Genomic DNA, 17,794 nt, shown 5'->3' on the forward strand with positions numbered 1-17,794 from the left:
CGAGGCCGTGGAATCCCGGTGACAGGAGCCGGGTGCCGGCGGCCGTCCGTCGCGGGCGTCGAGCCGGAAACTTCCACCCGCTATGGGAGGACCAGGAACCCATGCCAAAGATCATTGCCTTTGACGAAGAGGCGCGGCGTGGCCTCGAGCGCGGCATGAACGCTCTTGCCGACGCCGTCAGGGTCACTCTTGGCCCGAAGGGCCGCAACGTCGTGCTGGAGAAGAAGTGGGGCGCCCCCACGATCACCAACGACGGCGTGTCGATCGCCAAGGAGATCGAGCTCGAGGACCCGTGGGAGAAGATCGGGGCCGAGCTGGTCAAGGAGGTCGCGAAGAAGACCGATGACGTGGCCGGTGACGGCACCACGACGGCGACCGTGCTGGCCCAGGCGATGGTCCGCGAGGGCCTGCGCAACGTCGCCGCGGGTGCGAACCCGATCGCGTTGAAGCGGGGCATCGAGCGGGCCGTCGAGGCCATCTCGGAGCAGCTGCTGTCGACCGCGCGTGAGGTCGAGACGAAGGAGCAGATCGCTGCTACTGCGTCGATCTCGGCCGGTGACTCGCAGATCGGTGAGTTGATCGCCGAGGCGATGGACAAGGTCGGCAAGGAAGGTGTCATCACCGTCGAGGAGAGCAACACCTTCGGGCTTGAGCTCGAGCTCACCGAGGGTATGCGCTTCGACAAGGGCTACATCTCGGGCTACTTCGTCACCGACCCGGAGCGTCAGGAGGCGACCCTCGAGGACGCCTACGTGCTGCTGGTCGAGTCGAAGATCTCGAGCGTCAAGGACCTGCTGCCGCTGCTCGAGAAGGTCATGCAGGGCGGCAAGCCGCTGCTGATCATCGCCGAGGACCTCGAGGGCGAGGCCCTCGCGACCCTGGTGGTCAACAAGATCCGTGGCACCTTCAAGTCCACCGCCGTCAAGGCTCCGGGCTTCGGCGACCGCCGCAAGGCCATGCTGCAGGACATCGCCATCCTCACCGGTGGCCAGGTCATCAGCGAGACCGTCGGCCTCAAGCTGGAGACCGCGACCCTGGACCTGCTCGGGCAGGCCCGCAAGGTCGTCGTCACCAAGGACGAGACGACGATCGTCGAGGGCGCCGGTGACGCCGAGCAGATCGCCGGTCGCGTGTCGCAGATCCGGGCGGAGATCGAGAACTCCGACTCCGACTACGACCGCGAGAAGCTGCAGGAGCGGCTGGCCAAGCTGGCCGGCGGCGTGGCGGTCATCAAGGCCGGTGCGGCGACCGAGGTCGAGCTGAAGGAGCGCAAGCACCGCATCGAGGACGCGGTGCGCAACGCCAAGGCGGCCGTCGAGGAGGGCATCGTCGCCGGTGGCGGCGTGGCGCTCATCCAGGCCGGTCTGGCGGCGTTCGAGAAGCTGGAGCTCGAGGGCGACGAGGCCACCGGTGCCAACATCGTCAAGGTGGCCGTCGAGGCGCCGCTCAAGCAGATCGCGATCAACGCCGGTCTCGAGGGCGGGGTCGTGGCTGAGAAGGTGCGCAGCCTGCCGGCTGGTCAGGGCCTCAACGCCGCGACCGGTGAGTACGTGGACATGCTGGCCGAGGGCATCAACGACCCGGTCAAGGTGACCCGGTCGGCGCTGCAGAACGCCGCGTCCATCGCCGGTCTGTTCCTCACCACCGAGGCCGTCGTCGCGGACAAGCCGGAGAAGACCCCGGCCGCTCCCGCCGACCCCAGCGGTGGCATGGGCGGCATGGACTTCTGAGTCCGGCCGTTCCCTGGCACGACCAGCATCACCGTACGAGGGCGGTACCCCAGCAGGGGTGCCGCCCTCGTCGCATCGAAGGGCTGTGATGAGCACCGACGCCGGTTCGCTGACCACCGACGACCTCGAGTTCCTCCGACGTCCGCTGCACGGGTTCCTGTCCATGGCCGGGGGACCGCTGCCGCCGCAGCCCCGTCCGGTGTGGTTCGAGGCCACCGCCGAGGGCACGATCCAGCTGTTCACCGGCCCGGACACCCTCAAGGTGCGGCAGGTACGCCAGGACCCGCGCGCCTCGATCGTCGTCGCCGCTCCCGTGGGTGAGCGTGAGCGCTGGGTGTCGGTCGCGGGGCGCGCCACGGTGGAGCCCGACGGAGCGCACGAGCTGTGCACCCGCCTGGCCGCCCGCTACTGGGACCTCGACGACCCGGTCCGCGCCGCCGACCTCGCCGCGATCCTGGCCGACGACCAGGTGCGTCTGGTCATCCACCCCGAGACCGTCCGCCGCTACCGGTACTGACCTCAGCGCGTGCTCTCGGCGGCGCGGACGTAGCGCGCGGCCATGCGGCGGAGGTGGCCGGCGAACTCGGGCGGGTCCAGCACGTCGAAGTCGACGTCGAGCATGGCCGTGTAGACGGCGATCATCTCGTAGCTGTCGGCGCCGGTGTGGATGACGCAGGTGTGCTCGCTCTCCGGCTCGACGGTGATGGTCACCGGCAGCTTGGCGGCCACCGCCTCGGCCGGCGCGTGCAGCCGCAGGCTGGCGCGGTACCGCCACAGGGCGAGGTCCAGCCCGCGGTTGACGAAGTCGGCGACGTCGCCGCCGGGGTCGGAGCGCGGGGCGAACCGCGGCCCGGTCGGGATCTTCGGCGTCATCCGGTCCACCCGGAACGTCCGCCAGTCCGACCGGTCCACGTCCCAGGCGACGAGGTACCAGCGGCGGCCGCGGTTGACCAGGCGGTGCGGCTCGACCTCGCGGCGCGACGAGCCGCCGTCGTGGCCGACGTAGTCGAAGCGGAGCCGTTCGTGGTCGCGCACGGTGGCCGCGATCGCCGTCAGCACGCCCGAGTCCACCGTCGGCCCGCCGACCGGCACCGGCACGGTCGCCGACGACAGCGCGGTCACCCGGTGCCGCAGCCGCGCCGGCAGCACCTGCTCCAGCTTGGCCAGCGCCCGCACCGACGTCTCCTCGATGCCGGTGACGGAGCCGCCGGCCGCCGTCCGCAGCCCGACCGCGACGGCGACCGCCTCCTCGTCGTCCAGCAGCAGCGGCGGCATCTCGGCGCCGGAGCCGAGCCGGTAGCCGCCGGACACACCGGGCGTCGAGTCGACCGGATAGCCCAGCGTGCGCAGCCGGTCGACGTCGCGCCGGACGGTCCGGACGGCGACGCCGAGCCGGCCGGCGAGGTCGGCGCTGGCCCACTCGCGGCGCAGTTGCAGCAACGACAGCAGCTTCAGCAGCCGGGCCGAGGTTTCCACCATGTCGTCGATTCTGACAGCAATCGCGGCCCGTAACTGGCCGCGATTGCCGAGACAGTGGGGTCATGACGAACTCCACCGAGATCCGCCCCTTCCGCATCGAGATCTCCGACGCCGACCTCGCCGACCTGCGCGACCGGCTGGCCGCCACCCGCTGGCCGGTCGAGGTCGCGGGCACCGGCTGGGAGCGCGGCGTCCCGTCCGGCTATCTCCAGGAGCTGGCCGCGTACTGGCGCGACGGGTTCGACTGGCGCGCGCAGGAGCGGGCGCTCAACGCGTACCCGCAGTTCACCACCGCGATCGACGGCGCGAACGTGCACTTCCTGCACCTGCGCTCGGACAACGAGGACGCGCTGCCGCTGCTGCTCCTGCACGGCTGGCCCGGCTCGTTCCTCGAGTTCCTCGAGCTGGTCCCGCTGCTCACCGACGAGTTCCACCTGGTCATCCCGTCGCTGCCGGGCTACGGGTTCTCCGGCCCGGTCACCGAGACCGGCTGGACCGACGGCCGGTCCGCGGCCGTTCTGGCCGAGCTGATGGACCGGCTCGGCTACGACCGCTACGGCGTCCAGGGCGGCGACGTCAGCGGGTTCATCGGCCCGGAGGTCGGCCGTGTCGCGCCGGACCACGTCGTCGGCGTGCACATCAACGCGTTCGTGACGTTCCCGTCCGGCGACCCGGCCGACTTCGAGGGCCTCACCGAGTCCGAGCAGCGGCGGATGGCCGTGTTCGAGAACTTCCAGCAGGAGCTCGGCGGCTACCTGCAGCTGCAGGGCACCCGGCCGCAGACGGTGTCGTACGGCCTGACCGACTCGCCCACGGCGCAGCTGGCCTGGATCGTGGAGAAGTTCAAGGACTGGACCGACCCGGCCGGTGAGCTGCCCGAGGACGCCGTCGACCGCGACCGGCTGCTCACCAACGTCAGCCTCTACTGGTTCACGAACACCGCGAGCTCCACCGCGCACACCTACTACGAGCGGTTCCACGACGCGGCCGGCTGGGCGCCGCGCCAGCGGTCCACCGTCCCGACCGCCGTCGCGAACTTCACCACGGACATCGCGATCCGCCGGTTCGCCGAGCGCGCCGACACGATCGTGCGCTGGACCGAGTTCGACCGTGGCGGCCACTTCGCCGCGCTGGAGGCGCCCGACCTGCTCGCCGACGACGTCCGCGCGTTCTTCGCCGGCCTGAACAACTGAGGAGACGAGATCATGACCGACATTCGCCCGTTCCGCATCGACATCTCCGACGCCGACCTGGCCGGCCTGCGCGACCGGCTGGCCCGCACCCGCTGGCCGGTCGAGGTCGCCGGCGCCGGCTGGGAGCGCGGCGTCCCGCTCCCGTACCTGAAGGAGCTGACCGAGTACTGGCGCGACGGGTTCGACTGGCGGGCCGCCGAAGCCGAGCTGAACGCGCACCCGCAGTTCGTCACCACCGTCGACGGCCAGGACCTGCACTTCCTGCACGTCCGGTCGGCCAACCCGGACGCGACGCCGCTGCTGCTGGTGCACGGCTGGCCCAGCTCGGTCGTCGAGTTCCTCGACCTGATCCCGCTGCTCACCGACGAGTTCCATCTGGTGATCCCGTCGCTGCCCGGATTCGGCTTCTCGCCGCTGTCCGGCCCCGGCTGGGGCAACCTGTTCCGGGTGGCCGGCGCGGTCGCCGAGCTGATGAGCCGGCTCGGCTACGAGCGGTTCGCGGCGCAGGGCGGCGACCTCGGCGCCGGCGTGGTCGGCATGCTGGCGATGCTGCACCCCGGCCGCGTCATCGGCACGCATGTCAACGGCCCGTCGCCGTACCCGTTCGGACCGCCGGCCGAGCTGGACGGGCTGTCCGACGCCGAGAAGGTGCGGGCCGAGCGGTTCAACACGTTCCGCGAGGACGGCATCGGCTACCTCGCTCTGCAGGCCACCCGGCCGCAGACGCTGGCGTACGGACTGGCCGACTCGCCGGTCGAGCTGCTGGCCTGGATCGCGGAGAAGTTCCGCGAGTGGACCGACCCGGCCGCCGAGCTGCCCGAGGACGCCGTCGGCCGCGACCGGCTGCTCACCAACGTCAGCCTCTACTGGTTCACCGGCACCGGCGCGACCGCCGCGCACGTCCTCTACGAGGGGATGCAGGCATACAAGCAGTTCATGGCCAGCGCGGGTGAGCAGGAGTGGAGCGCCGAGGCGCCCACGCCGCCGCCCGGTGCGGTCGCCGTCTTCGCCGCCGACAGCTCCATCCGCCACCTCGTCGACCCGATGGGCACGGTGGTGCGCTGGACCGAGTTCGATCGCGGCGGCCACTTCGCCGCGCTGGAGGCGCCCGCCCTGCTCGCCGCCGACGTCAAGGAGTTCTTCGCGACCCTGCGGTGACGGCGGCAAGGAGTGGCGGAGGGGTCGGGGGATGTGGAGCCGGCGTCAAGAGCGCCCTTGGCATGCTTCACCGCCGCGTAGCGGAGCCGGCGCAGCATCCCCCGACCCCTCCGTCCGCCGCACCTCGGCCACGAGGTCGTCCGCCGACCCGACCCGCAGCCGCCAGCCCAGATCGGGGCGGAGCGGGTCGAGCTCGCCGGTGGCCAGCGCGCCTGACCACATGCCCCAGCCGTACGCGGCGTCGTCGAGGCGCCGGGTGAGCAGCCAGCGGACGGGGTCGAGGTCCGGGCGCTGCCGCCGCCACTCCAGGACCGACGGGACGACGGCGGCCGCGGCGAGGGCGGGGCGCAGCCGGGGGACGGCGACGCCGGCGGCCAGCGCCGCGGGCCACCACGTCCGCACGACGGCGTCCGCGGCGGCCTCGCCGGCCCGCAGCGTGCCGCCGCCGGCCAGCCGGACCGCCGTCCGGACCGGGTCGGGCACCACGCCGCGCAGTTCGGCCGCCAGCAGCGCGCAGGCCGTCGCGGTGATCGCGGCCGCGGCGACCGGCCGCCGCAGCGCCACCGCGGCCCACGCAGCGGCCGTCCACGGCGACATCGCCAGCGGCCGGGCCGCACCCGGGTGCCGCCGGGCCAGCGGTGCGGCGGTCCGCCCGTAGTAGGCGCGGCGGCCGAGGAAGGCCCGCGGTGCGGTCAGGTGCTCATGCGCGACCCGGGCGGCCGGCTCGTACCGCACCTGCCGGCCGGCCGACGTCAGCCGCCAGACGAGGTCGACGTCCTCGCCACCGCGCAGCGAGGTGTCGAACCCGGGGAAGTGCGCGGCCCGCACCAGCACCGTCGCCGTCGGCACGAACGGGATGCGCCCGCCCGGCGTGACGAGACCGGGCAGGGCGCCGCGGTCGTACGGTGCGCGGTGCTCCTCGTAGCGGTCCAGCCAGCCGCGCCGGCCGGCCTCCAGCGCCACGACGCGGGGCGCGACGGCGGCCACCTCGGGGTCGGCGAAGTGCGGCAGCAGCGCGGACAGCCAGCCCGCCGCCGGGACGCAGTCGGAGTCGACGAACGCCAGCACGTCGCCGGTCGCCACGGCCGCGCCGGCGTTGCGCGCGCCCGGCGCCCGCTGCCGCTCGTCCAGACGGACCAGCCGTGCCCCGCCCGCCGCGGCCACCGCGGCATGCGCGGCGGCGTCGGCGGACGCGTCGTCGACGACGATCACCTCGTGCACCGGCTCGCCCTCGGCGAGCGACCCGAGCGACCTGAGCGACGCCAGCGCCGTCAGCAGCCGGGCCAGCTGCCGCGGCCGGTCGCGCACGGGGATCACGACGCTCACCCGCGGCCACCCGGCCGCATCCGCGCGAACCGCCGGCGGCACCGGCAGCGCCAGCCCGGCCGCGACCAGCGCACGGGCCAGCACGCCGTCGTCCGGCCCGCTCACCCGCCGGCCCGCCAGCCACCCGTCCACCGTCGCCCGCTGCCGCCCGGACAGCGTCACCACCCGGAACGGCGTCCCGCCGAACAGCACGCCGCCGTCCAGCCAGGCACCGGGGTCCAGCGCGACCCCGAACCCGCCGGGCAGGGTCACGTCGCGAACCGCTCGCCCAGCATCCGCAGCGCCGACTCGAGCAGCTCGGTGAGGTCGGCGTCCTCGTGCACCAGCCACTGCTCGTAGGCCGACAGCGCGATGCCGAGCATGGTCCACGCCAGCGCCTGCGGTTCCAGGGTGTCCGCCGGCACCTCGAGCCGCCGGGCGGCGTACTCGGCCACGACGTCGCGCCACGCCTGGAACTTCAGCGTCGAGTGCGCGAGCAGCGCCGGGACGCCCAGCAGCAGCCGCATGCGCTGCCGGTGCCACGGCACCTCCTCGGGCGGGATGCGGTTGAACTCGATCACCGACGCGCAGACGGCGTCCATCAGCGGGAGGTCGTCGGGGAGGCCGTCGAGGTACGCGCGCATGCGGTCCAGCTGGGCCTCGAAGTCGCCCCACGGCAGGTCGTTCTTCGAGGCGAAGTAGCGGAAGAACGTGCGCCGCCCGATGCCGGCCGCGGCCGCGATGTCGTCGACGGTGGTGTCCTCGAAGCCGCGCTCGGCGAACAGCGTCAGCGCGACGTGGCTGAGCTCCGCCTGAGTGGTGGACGGACGCCGTCCCAGCCGAGGCGCACCGCTCTCACCTGCAGGGGAACCGTCGTCGGTGGGCAAAGTCGGGTCACCCCTTCCATTCGGCACTGGGTGCCATTAGTATCCGAACCATACCGCCAACTCGACCTGAAGGAGCATGTCATGAGCCAGACGGATCAGACAGCGGTGACCGAGCCTGACGACCTCGTCGAGGACGACTCTCTGGTGGAAGAGGTCTCCATCGACGGCATGTGCGGCGTGTACTGAGCACCGCCGTGCCCGCCATCGACCTGGACCGGGCCTTCGACCTGCACCCGCAGGTCGCGGTGCGGCCCGAGCCGTTCGGGGCGCTGCTGTACCACTTCGGCACCCGCCGGCTCTCCTTCCTCAAGGACCGCACGCTGCTGGCCGTCGTGCAGTCGCTCGCGGCCGAACCGACGGCGCGGGCGGCCTGTTCCGCGGCCGGTGTCGGCGGCGCCGACCTGCCGCGGTACCAGAAGGCGCTCGACGTCCTGGTGCAGTCCCAGATGGTCGTCGAGAGGACCCCATGACCACCGCAACCACGCCGAAGCTGGTCGAACTCTTCGAGCATGGACTCGACGCGCCCATCTGCCTCACCTGGGAGCTCACCTACGCCTGCAACCTGTCCTGCGTGCACTGCCTGTCCAGCTCCGGCCGGCGCGACCCGCGCGAACTGAGCACCGAGGAGTGCAAGGCGGTCATCGACGAGCTCGAGCGCATGCAGGTGTTCTACGTGAACATCGGCGGCGGCGAGCCGACCGTGCGGCCGGACTTCTGGGAACTGGTCGACTACGCGACGGAGCACCGCGTCGGCGTGAAGTTCTCCACCAACGGCGTCAAGATCGACACCGAGGTCGCGGCCCGGCTGGCCGCCAGCGACTACGTCGACGTGCAGATCTCCCTCGACGGCGCGACCGCCGACGTCAACGACCTCGTCCGCGGGCCGGGCTCGTACGCCACCGCGATCCGGGCGATGGAGCACCTGGCCGCCGCCGGCTTCACCGGGTTCAAGATCTCCGTGGTCGTGACCCGGCAGAACGCCGGCCAGCTGGACGACTTCAAGGCCATCGCCGACCGCTACGGCGCCCAGCTGCGGCTCACCCGGCTGCGCCCGTCCGGCCGCGGCGCCGACGTCTGGGACGAGCTGCACCCGACCGCCCAGCAGCAGCGCGAGCTGTACGACTGGCTGCTCGACCACGGCGAGAACGTGCTCACCGGCGACTCGTTCTTCCACCTGTCCGCGTACGGCGAGTCGCTGCCGGGCCTCAATCTGTGCGGCGCCGGCCGTGTCGTCTGCCTGATCGACCCGGTCGGGGACGTGTACGCGTGCCCGTTCGCCATCCACGAGTCGTTCCTGGCCGGCAACGTCCGCGCCGAGGGCGGTTTCACCCGGGTCTGGCGCGAGTCGGACCTGTTCGCCGAGCTGCGCAGCCCGCAGACCGGCGGCGCGTGCACGAAGTGCCAGCACTTCGACTCCTGCCGCGGCGGCTGCATGGCGGCGAAGTTCTTCACCGGCCTGCCGCTGGACGGGCCGGACCCGGAGTGTGTGCAGGGTTACGGCGCGGACGCGCTGCTGGCCCGTGGCGACGTCCGCCCCCCGAAGCCGGACGTCGACCACTCCCACCGGACCGCGCCCGCGAGCCCCCGCCGCGGGCACGGTCCGGTCCCGGTCACCATCGCGCGCCGGCGCCCCGAACGTCCGCCGGTCAGCGCGTGCGAAGAGAGCCCGCTCGCGGGCCTGGATCTCAGCGGGGTGCGTAGCAACACCTGACATCCACGAAGGAGGCGCGCAATGGGGCGTGTCGAAGGCAAGGTCGCGTTCATCACCGGTGCGGCTCGCGGTCAGGGCCGCAGCCACGCGGTCCGGCTGGCGCAGGAGGGCGCCGACGTCATCGCGATCGACCTGTGCGGCCCGGTGCCCGGCATCGGCTACCCGCCGGCGACGCCGGAGGACCTCGAGCAGACGGTCAAGGACGTCGAGGCGCTGGACCGCCGCATCGTCGCCCGGCAGGCCGACGTCCGCGACCGCGATGCGATGAAGGCGGCCATCGACGAGGGCGTGGCCGAGCTCGGCCGGCTGGACATCGTCGTGGCCAACGCCGGCATCTGCATCCTCGCGCCGTGGGACGAGGTGACGCCGGAGGTCTTCCGCGACACCCTCGACATCAACCTCACCGGCGTCTGGAACTCCGTCCAGCTGGCCGCGCCGCACCTGGTGGCCGCCGGCGGCGGGTCGATCATCATGACCAGCTCCGCGGCCGGCCTCAAGGGGCTGCCGTTCCTGACGCCGTACGTCGCCGCCAAACACGGCGTCGTCGGGCTGATGCGGGCGTTCGCCCACGAGCTGGCCGAGCACCACATCAGGGTCAACAGCGTCCACCCCACCGGCGTCGACACCCCGATGGGCGCGGGCGACGGCATGGCCCAGATCGGCGCGTGGCTCGAGCAGCACCCGCGGCTGGCCGGCATGTTCACCAACAGCCTGCCGGTCGAGATCACCCAGCCGGTCGACATCAGCAACGCCGTGCTGTTCCTCGCCTCCGACGAGGCCCGCTACGTGACGGCGCTGACGATGACCGTCGACGCCGGCAACACCCAGTATTGACCGACGTCGTGACCGGGATGCCGACTGGACGCCTAGGCGGCGCCGATCACCCTACGGAGAGGAGGCACGCAATGGGGCGTGTCGACGGAAAGGTCGCCTTCATCACGGGCGCGGCGCGGGGCCAGGGCCGCAGCCACGCGGTCCGGCTGGCACAGGAGGGCGCGGACATCATCGCGGTCGACCTCTGCGGGCAGATCGACACCGTGCCGTTCCCGATGTCGACGCCGGAGGACCTGGCCGAGACGGTCAAGGAGGTCGAGGCGCTGGACCGGCGCATCGTCGCCACCCAGGCCGACGTGCGCGACTACGACGCCGTCCAGGCCGCGCTCGACGAGGGCGTCGCCCAGCTGGGCCGGCTGGACATCGTCGCCGCCAACGCCGGCATCAGCGAGGAGGGCACTCCGGCCGCCGACATGGACGAGCGGAGCTGGCAGAACACCATCGACGTCAACCTGACCGGCGTCTGGCACACCTGCAAGGCCGCCGTTCCGCACCTGCGCGCCGCCGGCGGCGGGTCGATCGTCATCACCAGCTCCGGCGCCGGGCTGAAGGGGATGGCGAACCTCGCCGCGTACGTCTCGGCCAAGCACGGCCTGGTCGGCCTGATGCGCACGCTCGCCAACGAGCTGGCGCCGGACATGGTCCGGGTGAACTCGGTGCACCCGGGCGTGGTGAACACCCCGATGGTGCAGAACGACGCGATCTACAAGCTGTTCCGGCCCGACCTGGAGCAGCCGACCCGCGACGACACGCTGGACGTGTTCCGGTCGCTGCACGCCCTCGACATCCCGTGGCTCGAGGCCGTGGACATCTCCAACGCAGTCCTGTTCCTGGCCTCGGACGAGGCGCGGTACGTCACCGGCGTCACCCTGCCGGTCGACGGTGGATTCTTCGTGAAGTGAGGAGAGCATCGATGGGCAAGCTCGAGGGCAAGGTCGCCTTCATCACCGGCGCGGCGCGCGGCCAGGGCCGCAGTCACGCGGTCCGGCTGGCGCAGGAGGGCGCCGACATCATCGCCGTCGACATCTGCAAGCAGATCGACTCGGTCGCGTACCCGATGTCGACGCCGGAGGACCTGGCCGAGACCGTGAAGGAGGTCGAGGCGCTGGACCGGCGCATCGTCGCCACCCAGGCCGACGTCCGCGACCGCGACGGGCTGCAGGCCGCGTTCGACGACGGTGTCGCGCAGCTCGGTGGCGTCGACATCGTGCTGGCCAACGCCGGCATCGCGCCGATGGGCGTGAACGTCCTGCCGAACGAGTGGGACGACGTCGTCGCCGTCAACCTCACCGGCGTCTACAACACCCTCGAGGTGGCCAAGCAGGCGCTGATCGAGCGCGGCGGCGGCGCCGTCGTCATCACCAGCTCGACCGCCGGGCTCAACGGCATCGGCGGCAGCCAGCCCGGCGGGCTCGGCTACACCGCCTCGAAGCACGGCGTCGTCGGGCTGATGCGCTCGTACGCCAACGTGCTGGCCGAGCACTCCATCAGGGTCAACACCGTCCACCCGACCGGCGTCAACACGCCGATGGTCGTCAACGACGTCATGCAGGAGTTCCTGCAGAACGACCCGAGCCTGTCCAACGCGATGCTGAACGCGCTGCCGGTGCCGATGCTCGAGGCCGTGGACATCTCCAACGCGATCCTGTGGCTGGTCTCCGACGACGCCCGCTACGTCACCGGGGTGACGCTGCCCGTCGACGCCGGCTACACGAACAAGAAGTGAGGGGCTGACGATGGCCGGACGGGTCGAGGGCAAGGTCGCGTTCATCACCGGTGCGGCGCGCGGTCAGGGCCGCAGCCACGCGGTGCGGCTGGCGCAGGAGGGCGCCGACATCATCGCCGTCGACCTCTGCGACGAGGTGCCCGGCCTGCCCTACCCGCCGGCCACCGAGGAGGACCTCGCCGAGACGGTGAAGGAGGTCGAGGCCCTGGACCGGCGCATCGTCGCGTCGAAGACGGACGTCCGCGACCTCGCCGCGCTTCAGGCGGCCGTCGACGACGGCGTCGCACAGCTCGGCCGGGTCGACATCGTCAGCGCGAACGCCGGCATCGGCACCCAGCCGCACCCGTCGCACGAGCTGTCCGAAGAGCTCTGGCGCGACATGATCGACATCAACCTCACCGGGGTGTGGCACACCACGAAGGTGGCGATCCCGCACCTGATCGAGCAGGGCGACGGCGGGTCGATCGTCATCACCAGCTCCGCGGCCGGGCTGCAGGCGTACCAGAACATCGCCCACTACGTGTCGGCCAAGCACGGCGTGGTCGGCCTCATGCGCACGCTGGCGGTGGAGCTGGCGCCGCACTTCATCCGGGTCAACAGCATCCACCCGACGCAGGTCGACACGCCGATGATCCAGAACGAGGGCACCTACCGGCTGTTCCGGCCGGATCTTCCGAACCCGACCCGCGACGACTTCGTGCCCGCGTCGCAGGCGATGAACGCGCTGCCGATCCCGTGGGTCAAGCCGGTGGACATCAGCAACGCGCTGCTGTTCCTGGCGTCGGACGAGGCGCGGTACATCACCGGGGTGGCGCTGCCGGTCGACGCCGGCGCGGTCGTGAAGTGAACCGAGAGAGGAGCTGAGCCGATGGCGGGACGGGTCGAGGGCAAGGTCGCGTTCATCACCGGCGCCGCGCGTGGGCAGGGCCGCAGCCACGCGGTGCGGCTGGCGCAGGAGGGCGCTGACATCATCGCGGTGGACATCTGCGAGGACGTCCCCGGCGTCACCCGGTTCTACCAGGGCGCGACGGAGGCCGACCTCGCCGAGACGGTCGAGCAGGTCGAGGCGCTGGACCGGCGCATCGTCGCGACCAAGGCCGACGTGCGCGACTACGAGGCACTCAAGGAGGCACTGGACGACGGCGTGGCCCAGCTCGGGCGCGTCGACATCGTCAGCGCCAACGCCGGCATCTTCATCTTCGGCGACCAGTCGCACCTGGTGTCCGAGCAGGACTGGCGCGACGTCACCGACATCAACCAGACCGGCGTCTGGCACACCTGCAAGGCGGCGATCCCGCACCTGATCGAGCAGGGCACCGGCGGGTCGATCGTCATCACCAGCTCGACCGCCGGGCTGAAGGGCACGCCGAACGTCGCGCCGTACACGGCGTCGAAGCACGCGGTCGTCGGCCTGATGCGCACGCTGGCGCTGGAGCTGGCGCCGCACTCGATCCGGGTCAACACCGTCCACCCGACCAGCGTCGACACCGGGATGATCCAGAACGAGGCCACCTACCGGCTGTTCCTGCCCGACGCGCAGCACCCGACCCGCGACGACGCCGAGCCGATCTTCCGGACCATCAACGCGCTGCCCGTGCCGTGGGTGGAACCGGTCGACATCAGCAACGCCGTGCTGTTCCTCGCCTCGGACGAGTCCCGCTACGTCACCGGCCTCGAGCTGAAGGTCGACGCCGGCTACACGATCAAGTAGGAGGTCACATGACGGCGCTGACGGAGGTCCGCGACCGCGTCCGCCGGCACCTGGTGGGCCGCGACCACGAGCTGACCGTGCTGCTGGCCGCCGTCGCCGCCGGGCGGGACATCATCCTGGAGGGACCGCCCGGCACCAGCAAGAGCACGCTGCTGCGGGCCATCACCGCCGAGTGGGGCATCCCGCTGGTGTTCGTCGAGGGCAACGCCGACCTCACGCCGGCGAAGCTGGTCGGCCACCACAACCCGGCACGGGTGCTGCGCGAGGACTACAGCCCGGAGAACTTCGTCGACGGGCCGCTGCTGGAGGCGATGCGCGGCGGCGGCTTCCTGTACGTCGAGGAGTTCAACCGGGCGCCGGAGGACACGCTGAACACGCTGCTCACGGCGATGGCGGAGCGCGAGATCGCGGTGCCTCGGGTCGGCCGGGTGGCGGCGCTGCCGACGTTCCGGGTGATCGCGTCGATGAACCCGTTCGACAACGTCGGCACCACCCGGCTGTCGACCAGCGTGCACGACCGGCTCTGCCGGCTGGCGATCGGCTACCAGGACGCCGAGGCCGAGCGGGGCATCGTCGCGCTGCGGGCGCCGCTGCCCGACGTCGACCCGCTGCTGTACGAGCGGCTGGTGGCCGACGCCGTCGCCGTCACCCGGGCGACCCGCGAGCACGAGGACCTCAGGCAGGGCAGCAGTGTGCGTGGCGCGATCGACCTGACGCTGGTGGCGGGCTCGCTGCTGGGGTTCGCCGAGGTCGGATCGGCGTCGGACCCGCGCTACCCGGACGTCGTCTTCGACGCGATGGTCGTGGCGCTGTCCGGGCGGATCTTCCTCGACGAGACCGTCGAGACGACGCCCGAGCGGGTGCTGCGGATGATCTGGGAGGACCACTTCATCCTCCAGCCGGCGGCGGCCGCGCCGGGTTGAAGGACGGTCGAGGCGTCGTCGCCCGTGCGGCGGCGGGCCACGTCGCCGGTTCGGGAGCTGCGGCCGTTGCGGCGGCGGCCCAAGCACCTGGACGCCGACCCCGTCCTGCATGACGTGTCGTCGTCCGGCGGCGGCGGGAGCCTGGTGGCGCCGGGCGGGCTCCGGCCGCCGGGTCCGCGGCGGGTGCCGTCGGGCTCGGCCTCGCCCGGCATGACGGACGAGGCGGCGACCCTGCTCGCGACGCCCCCGGCCGACGCCGAGCCGGACCCGGAGGTGCTGCGCCGGGCCCGGCAGATCGCCGCCCGGCTGGCGGTGCCGCGGCCGCGTCGCGACGTCACCGCCCGGCGCGGCGTCGGCGAGCTGGCCAGCGTCCGCTACCGCGGCGGCTCCGATGACATCGACCTGGACCGGACGCTCGAGCAGCTGGTCGAGCACCCTGTCCCGGAGGACGACGACATCATCGTGCGCGAGCGCGTGCAGGCCCGGCGGTCGGTGGCGCTGCTGGTGGACGTGTCCGGGTCGATGCGCGGCGAGCGGGTCCGGACGGCGGCGGCCACTTTGGGTGCGCTGGCCGCCGAGCTGTCGGCCGACGACGTCGCCGCGATCGCGTTCTGGTCCGACGCCGCCGTGCTGGCCCACCTGGGCGAGCGGGTGGCGCCGCAGCGGCTGCTCGACACGCTGCTGCGGATCCCCGCCAAGGGCCTCACCAACGTCGCGTTCCCGCTGCAGGTGGCCGCCCGCGAGCTGGCCCGGGCGCCGGCCCGCGACGCGCGGGTGGTGCTGCTGTCCGACTGCGTGCACAACGCCGGCCCCGACCCGCGCCCGTTCGCCGCCCGGCTGCCACGGCTGGACGTCCTGCTGGACACGTCCGGCGAACACGACACCGACCTCGGCCGCGACCTCGCCCGGCTCGGCCGCGGGCGGCTGTTCCGGGTCGGCGGCTATCGTGAGGTGGCACCGGCACTGGGGGAGATGTTCGCGTGAGGCTTCTGGGCGACCTGCGCTGGCCGTCGGTCCCTGCCGACGCGATCCTGGCGCTGCCGCTGGGGTCGACCGAGCAGCACGGGCCGCACCTGCCGTTGTCGACGGACGCCGACGTGGCTTGGGCGCTGTGTTCCGCTCTGGCGTCGGTGCGCCCCGAGGTCGTGGTAGCGCCGCCGTTGCCGTACGGCGCGAGCGGCGAGCACCAGGACTTCCCCGGCACGGTGTCCATCGGCACCCCGGCGCTGACCCAGGTGCTGGTCGAGCTCGGCCGCTCGGCGTCGGCGACGTTCCCGCGGCTGCTGGTCGTATCCGGGCACGGCGGCAACCTGGCGGCCGTGCGTTCGGCGCTGGCCACGCTGACGGCGGAGTCGCGCGACGTGCTGGCCTGGTTCCCGCGCTGGGACGGCGACGCGCACGCCGGTTTCGTCGAGACGTCGTTGCAGCTGCACCTGTCCGCCGGGCGGGTGGCGCTGTCGTCGGCCGAGGCGGGTGCGGTGGAGCCGCTGGCCTCGCTGATGCCGGCGCTGCGGTCCGGCGGGGTGCGGTCGGTCAGTCCCAACGGCGTGCTCGGCGACCCGGCCGGCGCGTCCGCGGAGGCCGGCCGGACCATCTTCGACGGGCTGGTCGCCGACCTGGTCACCGCGGTGGCCGCCTGGGTGAGCCGCCCGTGAGCCCTGCGTTGCCCGCCGGGTTCGGGGTGGTGCTGGACCGGCACACCCGCGTCCTCGACGGCGGCCGCGTGCTGCTCGGCGGCTCGCCGCGGCGGGCGCTGCGATTGTCGCCGGCCGGGGCGGCGGCGTTCGCGCGGCTGCGTCGGGACGGGTACGTGACGGACCAGCGCACGGCGTGGCTGGCCCGTCGACTGGTCGACGCCGGAGTGGCGCACCCGCGCCCTCCGGTCGCCGCTGGTGCCGCTGCGGGCGTGACGGTGATCGTCCCGGTCCGCGACCGGCCGGCTGCCCTCGACCGCTGCCTCGCCGCCCTGACCGGCGCCGACGTGTCGTTGGGAACCGACGTGGCGGCCGGTGCCCACGCTCGGGCCGGTGCCAGCGTGCTCGTGGTCGACGACGGCTCGGCCGACCCGGCGGCGATCGCCGAGATCGCCGCCCGCCACGGCGCCAGGTTGATCCGGCGCCCGGAGTCCGGCGGACCCGCCGCCGCCCGCAACACCGGCCTCGCCGCCGCCTCCCAACGGGGCGGTGTGGCGGAGCTGGTGGCGTTCGTGGACAGCGACTGCGTGCCGTCGCCGGGGTGGCTCGACCGGCTGGCCGGGCACTTCGCCGACCCCGCCGTTGTGGCCGTCGCGCCGCGGATCGTGCCGGTGGTGGCGCCGGAGGCGGGCCGAGTACTCGGCGCGTTCGCGGCCGCCCGGTCGCCGCTGGACCTCGGGCCGGACGAGGCGCTCGTCCAGCCCGGCGGCCGGGTGTCGTACGTGCCGACGGCGGCGCTGCTGGTCCGGCGGCCGGCGCTGGACGGGTTCGACGAGGCGTTGCGCTACGGCGAGGACGTCGACGCGGTGTGGCGGCTGGTGGGGTCGGGCGGGCGGGTCCGCTACGACCCGTCGGTCACGGTCGCGCACGCCGAGCCGGCGACCTGGCCGGCCTGGCTGCGCCGCCGCCACCACTACGGCACGTCCGCCGGTCCGCTGGCCCGCCGCCACCCGGACCGCCTCGCCCCCTTGGTCGTCGCGCCCTGGCCGGCCGCGGTGACCGCGCTGCTGCTGGCCCGGCGGCCGCTGCTGGCGACGGCGACCGGCGCGGTCGCGGCGGCCCGCCTCGCCGTCCGCCTGCGCCGCGACGGCCTCCCACCGTCGGCCGCCGCCCCGATGATCGCCGAGGCCACCGCCGCGACGCTCACCAGCACCGGCCGCGCCGTCACCCAGTTGGCCCTCCCGGCCGCGGTCGCTCTAACCCGGGGCCGGCGCCGCCGGCTCGTCACACTGGCCGCCCTGGTCGCCGCACCCGCGCTGCGCGACTGGCTGCGGCTGCGCCCGTCACTGGACCCGCTGCGCTGGACCCTCGCCAGCACCGCCGACGACCTCGCGTACGGCACCGGCGTCTGGCGCGGCGCCGTCCGGGCCCGCACGCTCCGCCCGCTCCTTCCCCGCCGCTCACGACCACGTTGATCTTGGAGTTCTTCGGGGATCCATCGGA

General features: G+C 73.1%; 19 protein-coding genes. 16 read left to right on the plus strand and 3 right to left on the minus strand.

Annotation, left to right across the window (positions count from 1 at the left end; genetic code table 11):
• Nucleotides 1–101 precede the first annotated feature (101 nt).
• The gene (gene groL, locus BLV05_RS08605) at nt 102–1,730 is read left to right on the plus strand and encodes a chaperonin GroEL (protein ID WP_046771845.1); all 1,629 of its coding nucleotides are present in this window, start codon (nt 102–104) and stop codon (nt 1,728–1,730) included.
• A gap of 88 nt (nt 1,731–1,818) precedes the next feature.
• Nucleotides 1,819–2,247, plus strand: coding sequence for a pyridoxamine 5'-phosphate oxidase family protein (locus tag BLV05_RS08610; protein ID WP_046771844.1), 429 nt, complete (start codon nt 1,819–1,821; stop codon nt 2,245–2,247).
• 2 nt (nt 2,248–2,249) lie between these two features.
• Here the strand turns inward: BLV05_RS08610 and BLV05_RS08615 are convergent, their stop codons facing one another.
• Nucleotides 2,250–3,209, minus strand: coding sequence for a helix-turn-helix transcriptional regulator (locus tag BLV05_RS08615; RefSeq protein ID WP_046771843.1), 960 nt, complete (start codon nt 3,207–3,209; stop codon nt 2,250–2,252).
• Nucleotides 3,210–3,271: 62 nt separating this feature from the next.
• On the opposite strand from BLV05_RS08615, the gene BLV05_RS08620 reads away from it, so the two are divergent.
• Entirely contained in the window at nt 3,272–4,402 is a 1,131-nt protein-coding gene (locus tag BLV05_RS08620) for an epoxide hydrolase family protein (protein ID WP_046771842.1), read from the plus strand.
• Nucleotides 4,403–4,414: 12 nt separating this feature from the next.
• The gene (locus BLV05_RS08625; RefSeq protein ID WP_046771841.1) at nt 4,415–5,560 is read left to right on the plus strand and encodes an epoxide hydrolase family protein; all 1,146 of its coding nucleotides are present in this window, start codon (nt 4,415–4,417) and stop codon (nt 5,558–5,560) included.
• 45 nt (nt 5,561–5,605) lie between these two features.
• Here BLV05_RS08625 and mftF (BLV05_RS08630) read toward each other — a convergent pair whose 3' ends face one another.
• Together mftF (BLV05_RS08630) and mftR are read right to left on the minus strand one after the other, a co-directional pair.
• Nucleotides 5,606–7,138 (minus strand): mycofactocin biosynthesis glycosyltransferase MftF, encoded by a 1,533-nt coding sequence (mftF, locus tag BLV05_RS08630; protein ID WP_052762990.1) that lies wholly within the window; start codon nt 7,136–7,138, stop codon nt 5,606–5,608.
• Complete coding sequence (mftR, locus tag BLV05_RS08635; protein ID WP_046771840.1) at nt 7,135–7,752, minus strand: mycofactocin system transcriptional regulator; 618 nt, start codon at nt 7,750–7,752, stop codon at nt 7,135–7,137. Before mftR ends, mftF (BLV05_RS08630) begins: the two co-directional genes overlap by 4 nt.
• A gap of 81 nt (nt 7,753–7,833) precedes the next feature.
• Between mftR and mftA the strand changes: the two genes are divergently transcribed.
• The 12 genes from mftA (at nt 7,834) to mftF (BLV05_RS35670) (ending at nt 17,766) form a co-directional block, all read left to right on the plus strand.
• Complete coding sequence (gene mftA / locus BLV05_RS08640; RefSeq protein ID WP_046771839.1) at nt 7,834–7,938, plus strand: mycofactocin precursor MftA; 105 nt, start codon at nt 7,834–7,836, stop codon at nt 7,936–7,938.
• An 8-nt stretch (nt 7,939–7,946) separates the two neighbouring features.
• Nucleotides 7,947–8,222 (plus strand): mycofactocin biosynthesis chaperone MftB, encoded by a 276-nt coding sequence (mftB, locus tag BLV05_RS08645; protein ID WP_046771858.1) that lies wholly within the window; start codon nt 7,947–7,949, stop codon nt 8,220–8,222.
• Entirely contained in the window at nt 8,219–9,463 is a 1,245-nt protein-coding gene (mftC, locus tag BLV05_RS08650) for a mycofactocin radical SAM maturase (RefSeq protein WP_046771838.1), read from the plus strand. Before mftB ends, mftC begins: the two co-directional genes overlap by 4 nt.
• 21 nt (nt 9,464–9,484) lie before the next feature.
• On the plus strand, nt 9,485–10,297 hold the full coding sequence (locus BLV05_RS08655; RefSeq protein WP_046771837.1) for a mycofactocin-coupled SDR family oxidoreductase: 813 nt from the start codon (nt 9,485–9,487) through the stop codon (nt 10,295–10,297).
• A gap of 71 nt (nt 10,298–10,368) precedes the next feature.
• Complete coding sequence (locus BLV05_RS08660; protein ID WP_046771836.1) at nt 10,369–11,199, plus strand: mycofactocin-coupled SDR family oxidoreductase; 831 nt, start codon at nt 10,369–10,371, stop codon at nt 11,197–11,199.
• 11 nt (nt 11,200–11,210) lie between these two features.
• On the plus strand, nt 11,211–12,023 hold the full coding sequence (locus BLV05_RS08665; protein WP_046771835.1) for a mycofactocin-coupled SDR family oxidoreductase: 813 nt from the start codon (nt 11,211–11,213) through the stop codon (nt 12,021–12,023).
• Nucleotides 12,024–12,033: 10 nt separating this feature from the next.
• Nucleotides 12,034–12,870 (plus strand): mycofactocin-coupled SDR family oxidoreductase, encoded by an 837-nt coding sequence (locus tag BLV05_RS08670; RefSeq protein WP_046771834.1) that lies wholly within the window; start codon nt 12,034–12,036, stop codon nt 12,868–12,870.
• A gap of 21 nt (nt 12,871–12,891) precedes the next feature.
• Nucleotides 12,892–13,734 carry a mycofactocin-coupled SDR family oxidoreductase gene (locus tag BLV05_RS08675; protein WP_046771833.1) on the plus strand — a complete coding sequence of 281 codons (843 nt, stop codon included), beginning with the start codon at nt 12,892–12,894 and terminating at the stop codon, nt 13,732–13,734.
• An 8-nt stretch (nt 13,735–13,742) separates the two neighbouring features.
• Complete coding sequence (locus BLV05_RS08680; RefSeq protein ID WP_046771832.1) at nt 13,743–14,657, plus strand: AAA family ATPase; 915 nt, start codon at nt 13,743–13,745, stop codon at nt 14,655–14,657.
• A gap of 24 nt (nt 14,658–14,681) precedes the next feature.
• A complete protein-coding gene (locus tag BLV05_RS35660; RefSeq protein ID WP_197683587.1) occupies nt 14,682–15,641 on the plus strand; it encodes a vWA domain-containing protein in 960 nt (319 codons plus the stop codon).
• Nucleotides 15,638–16,312, plus strand: coding sequence for a mycofactocin biosynthesis peptidyl-dipeptidase MftE (mftE, locus tag BLV05_RS35665; RefSeq protein ID WP_046771831.1), 675 nt, complete (start codon nt 15,638–15,640; stop codon nt 16,310–16,312). Before BLV05_RS35660 ends, mftE begins: the two co-directional genes overlap by 4 nt.
• Nucleotides 16,309–17,766 carry a mycofactocin biosynthesis glycosyltransferase MftF gene (mftF, locus tag BLV05_RS35670; RefSeq protein ID WP_046771830.1) on the plus strand — a complete coding sequence of 486 codons (1,458 nt, stop codon included), beginning with the start codon at nt 16,309–16,311 and terminating at the stop codon, nt 17,764–17,766. Before mftE ends, mftF (BLV05_RS35670) begins: the two co-directional genes overlap by 4 nt.
• Nucleotides 17,767–17,794 lie beyond the last annotated feature (28 nt).

This window comes from Jiangella alkaliphila, assembly GCF_900105925.1.
In the GTDB taxonomy this organism is placed as follows: domain Bacteria; phylum Actinomycetota; class Actinomycetes; order Jiangellales; family Jiangellaceae; genus Jiangella; species Jiangella alkaliphila.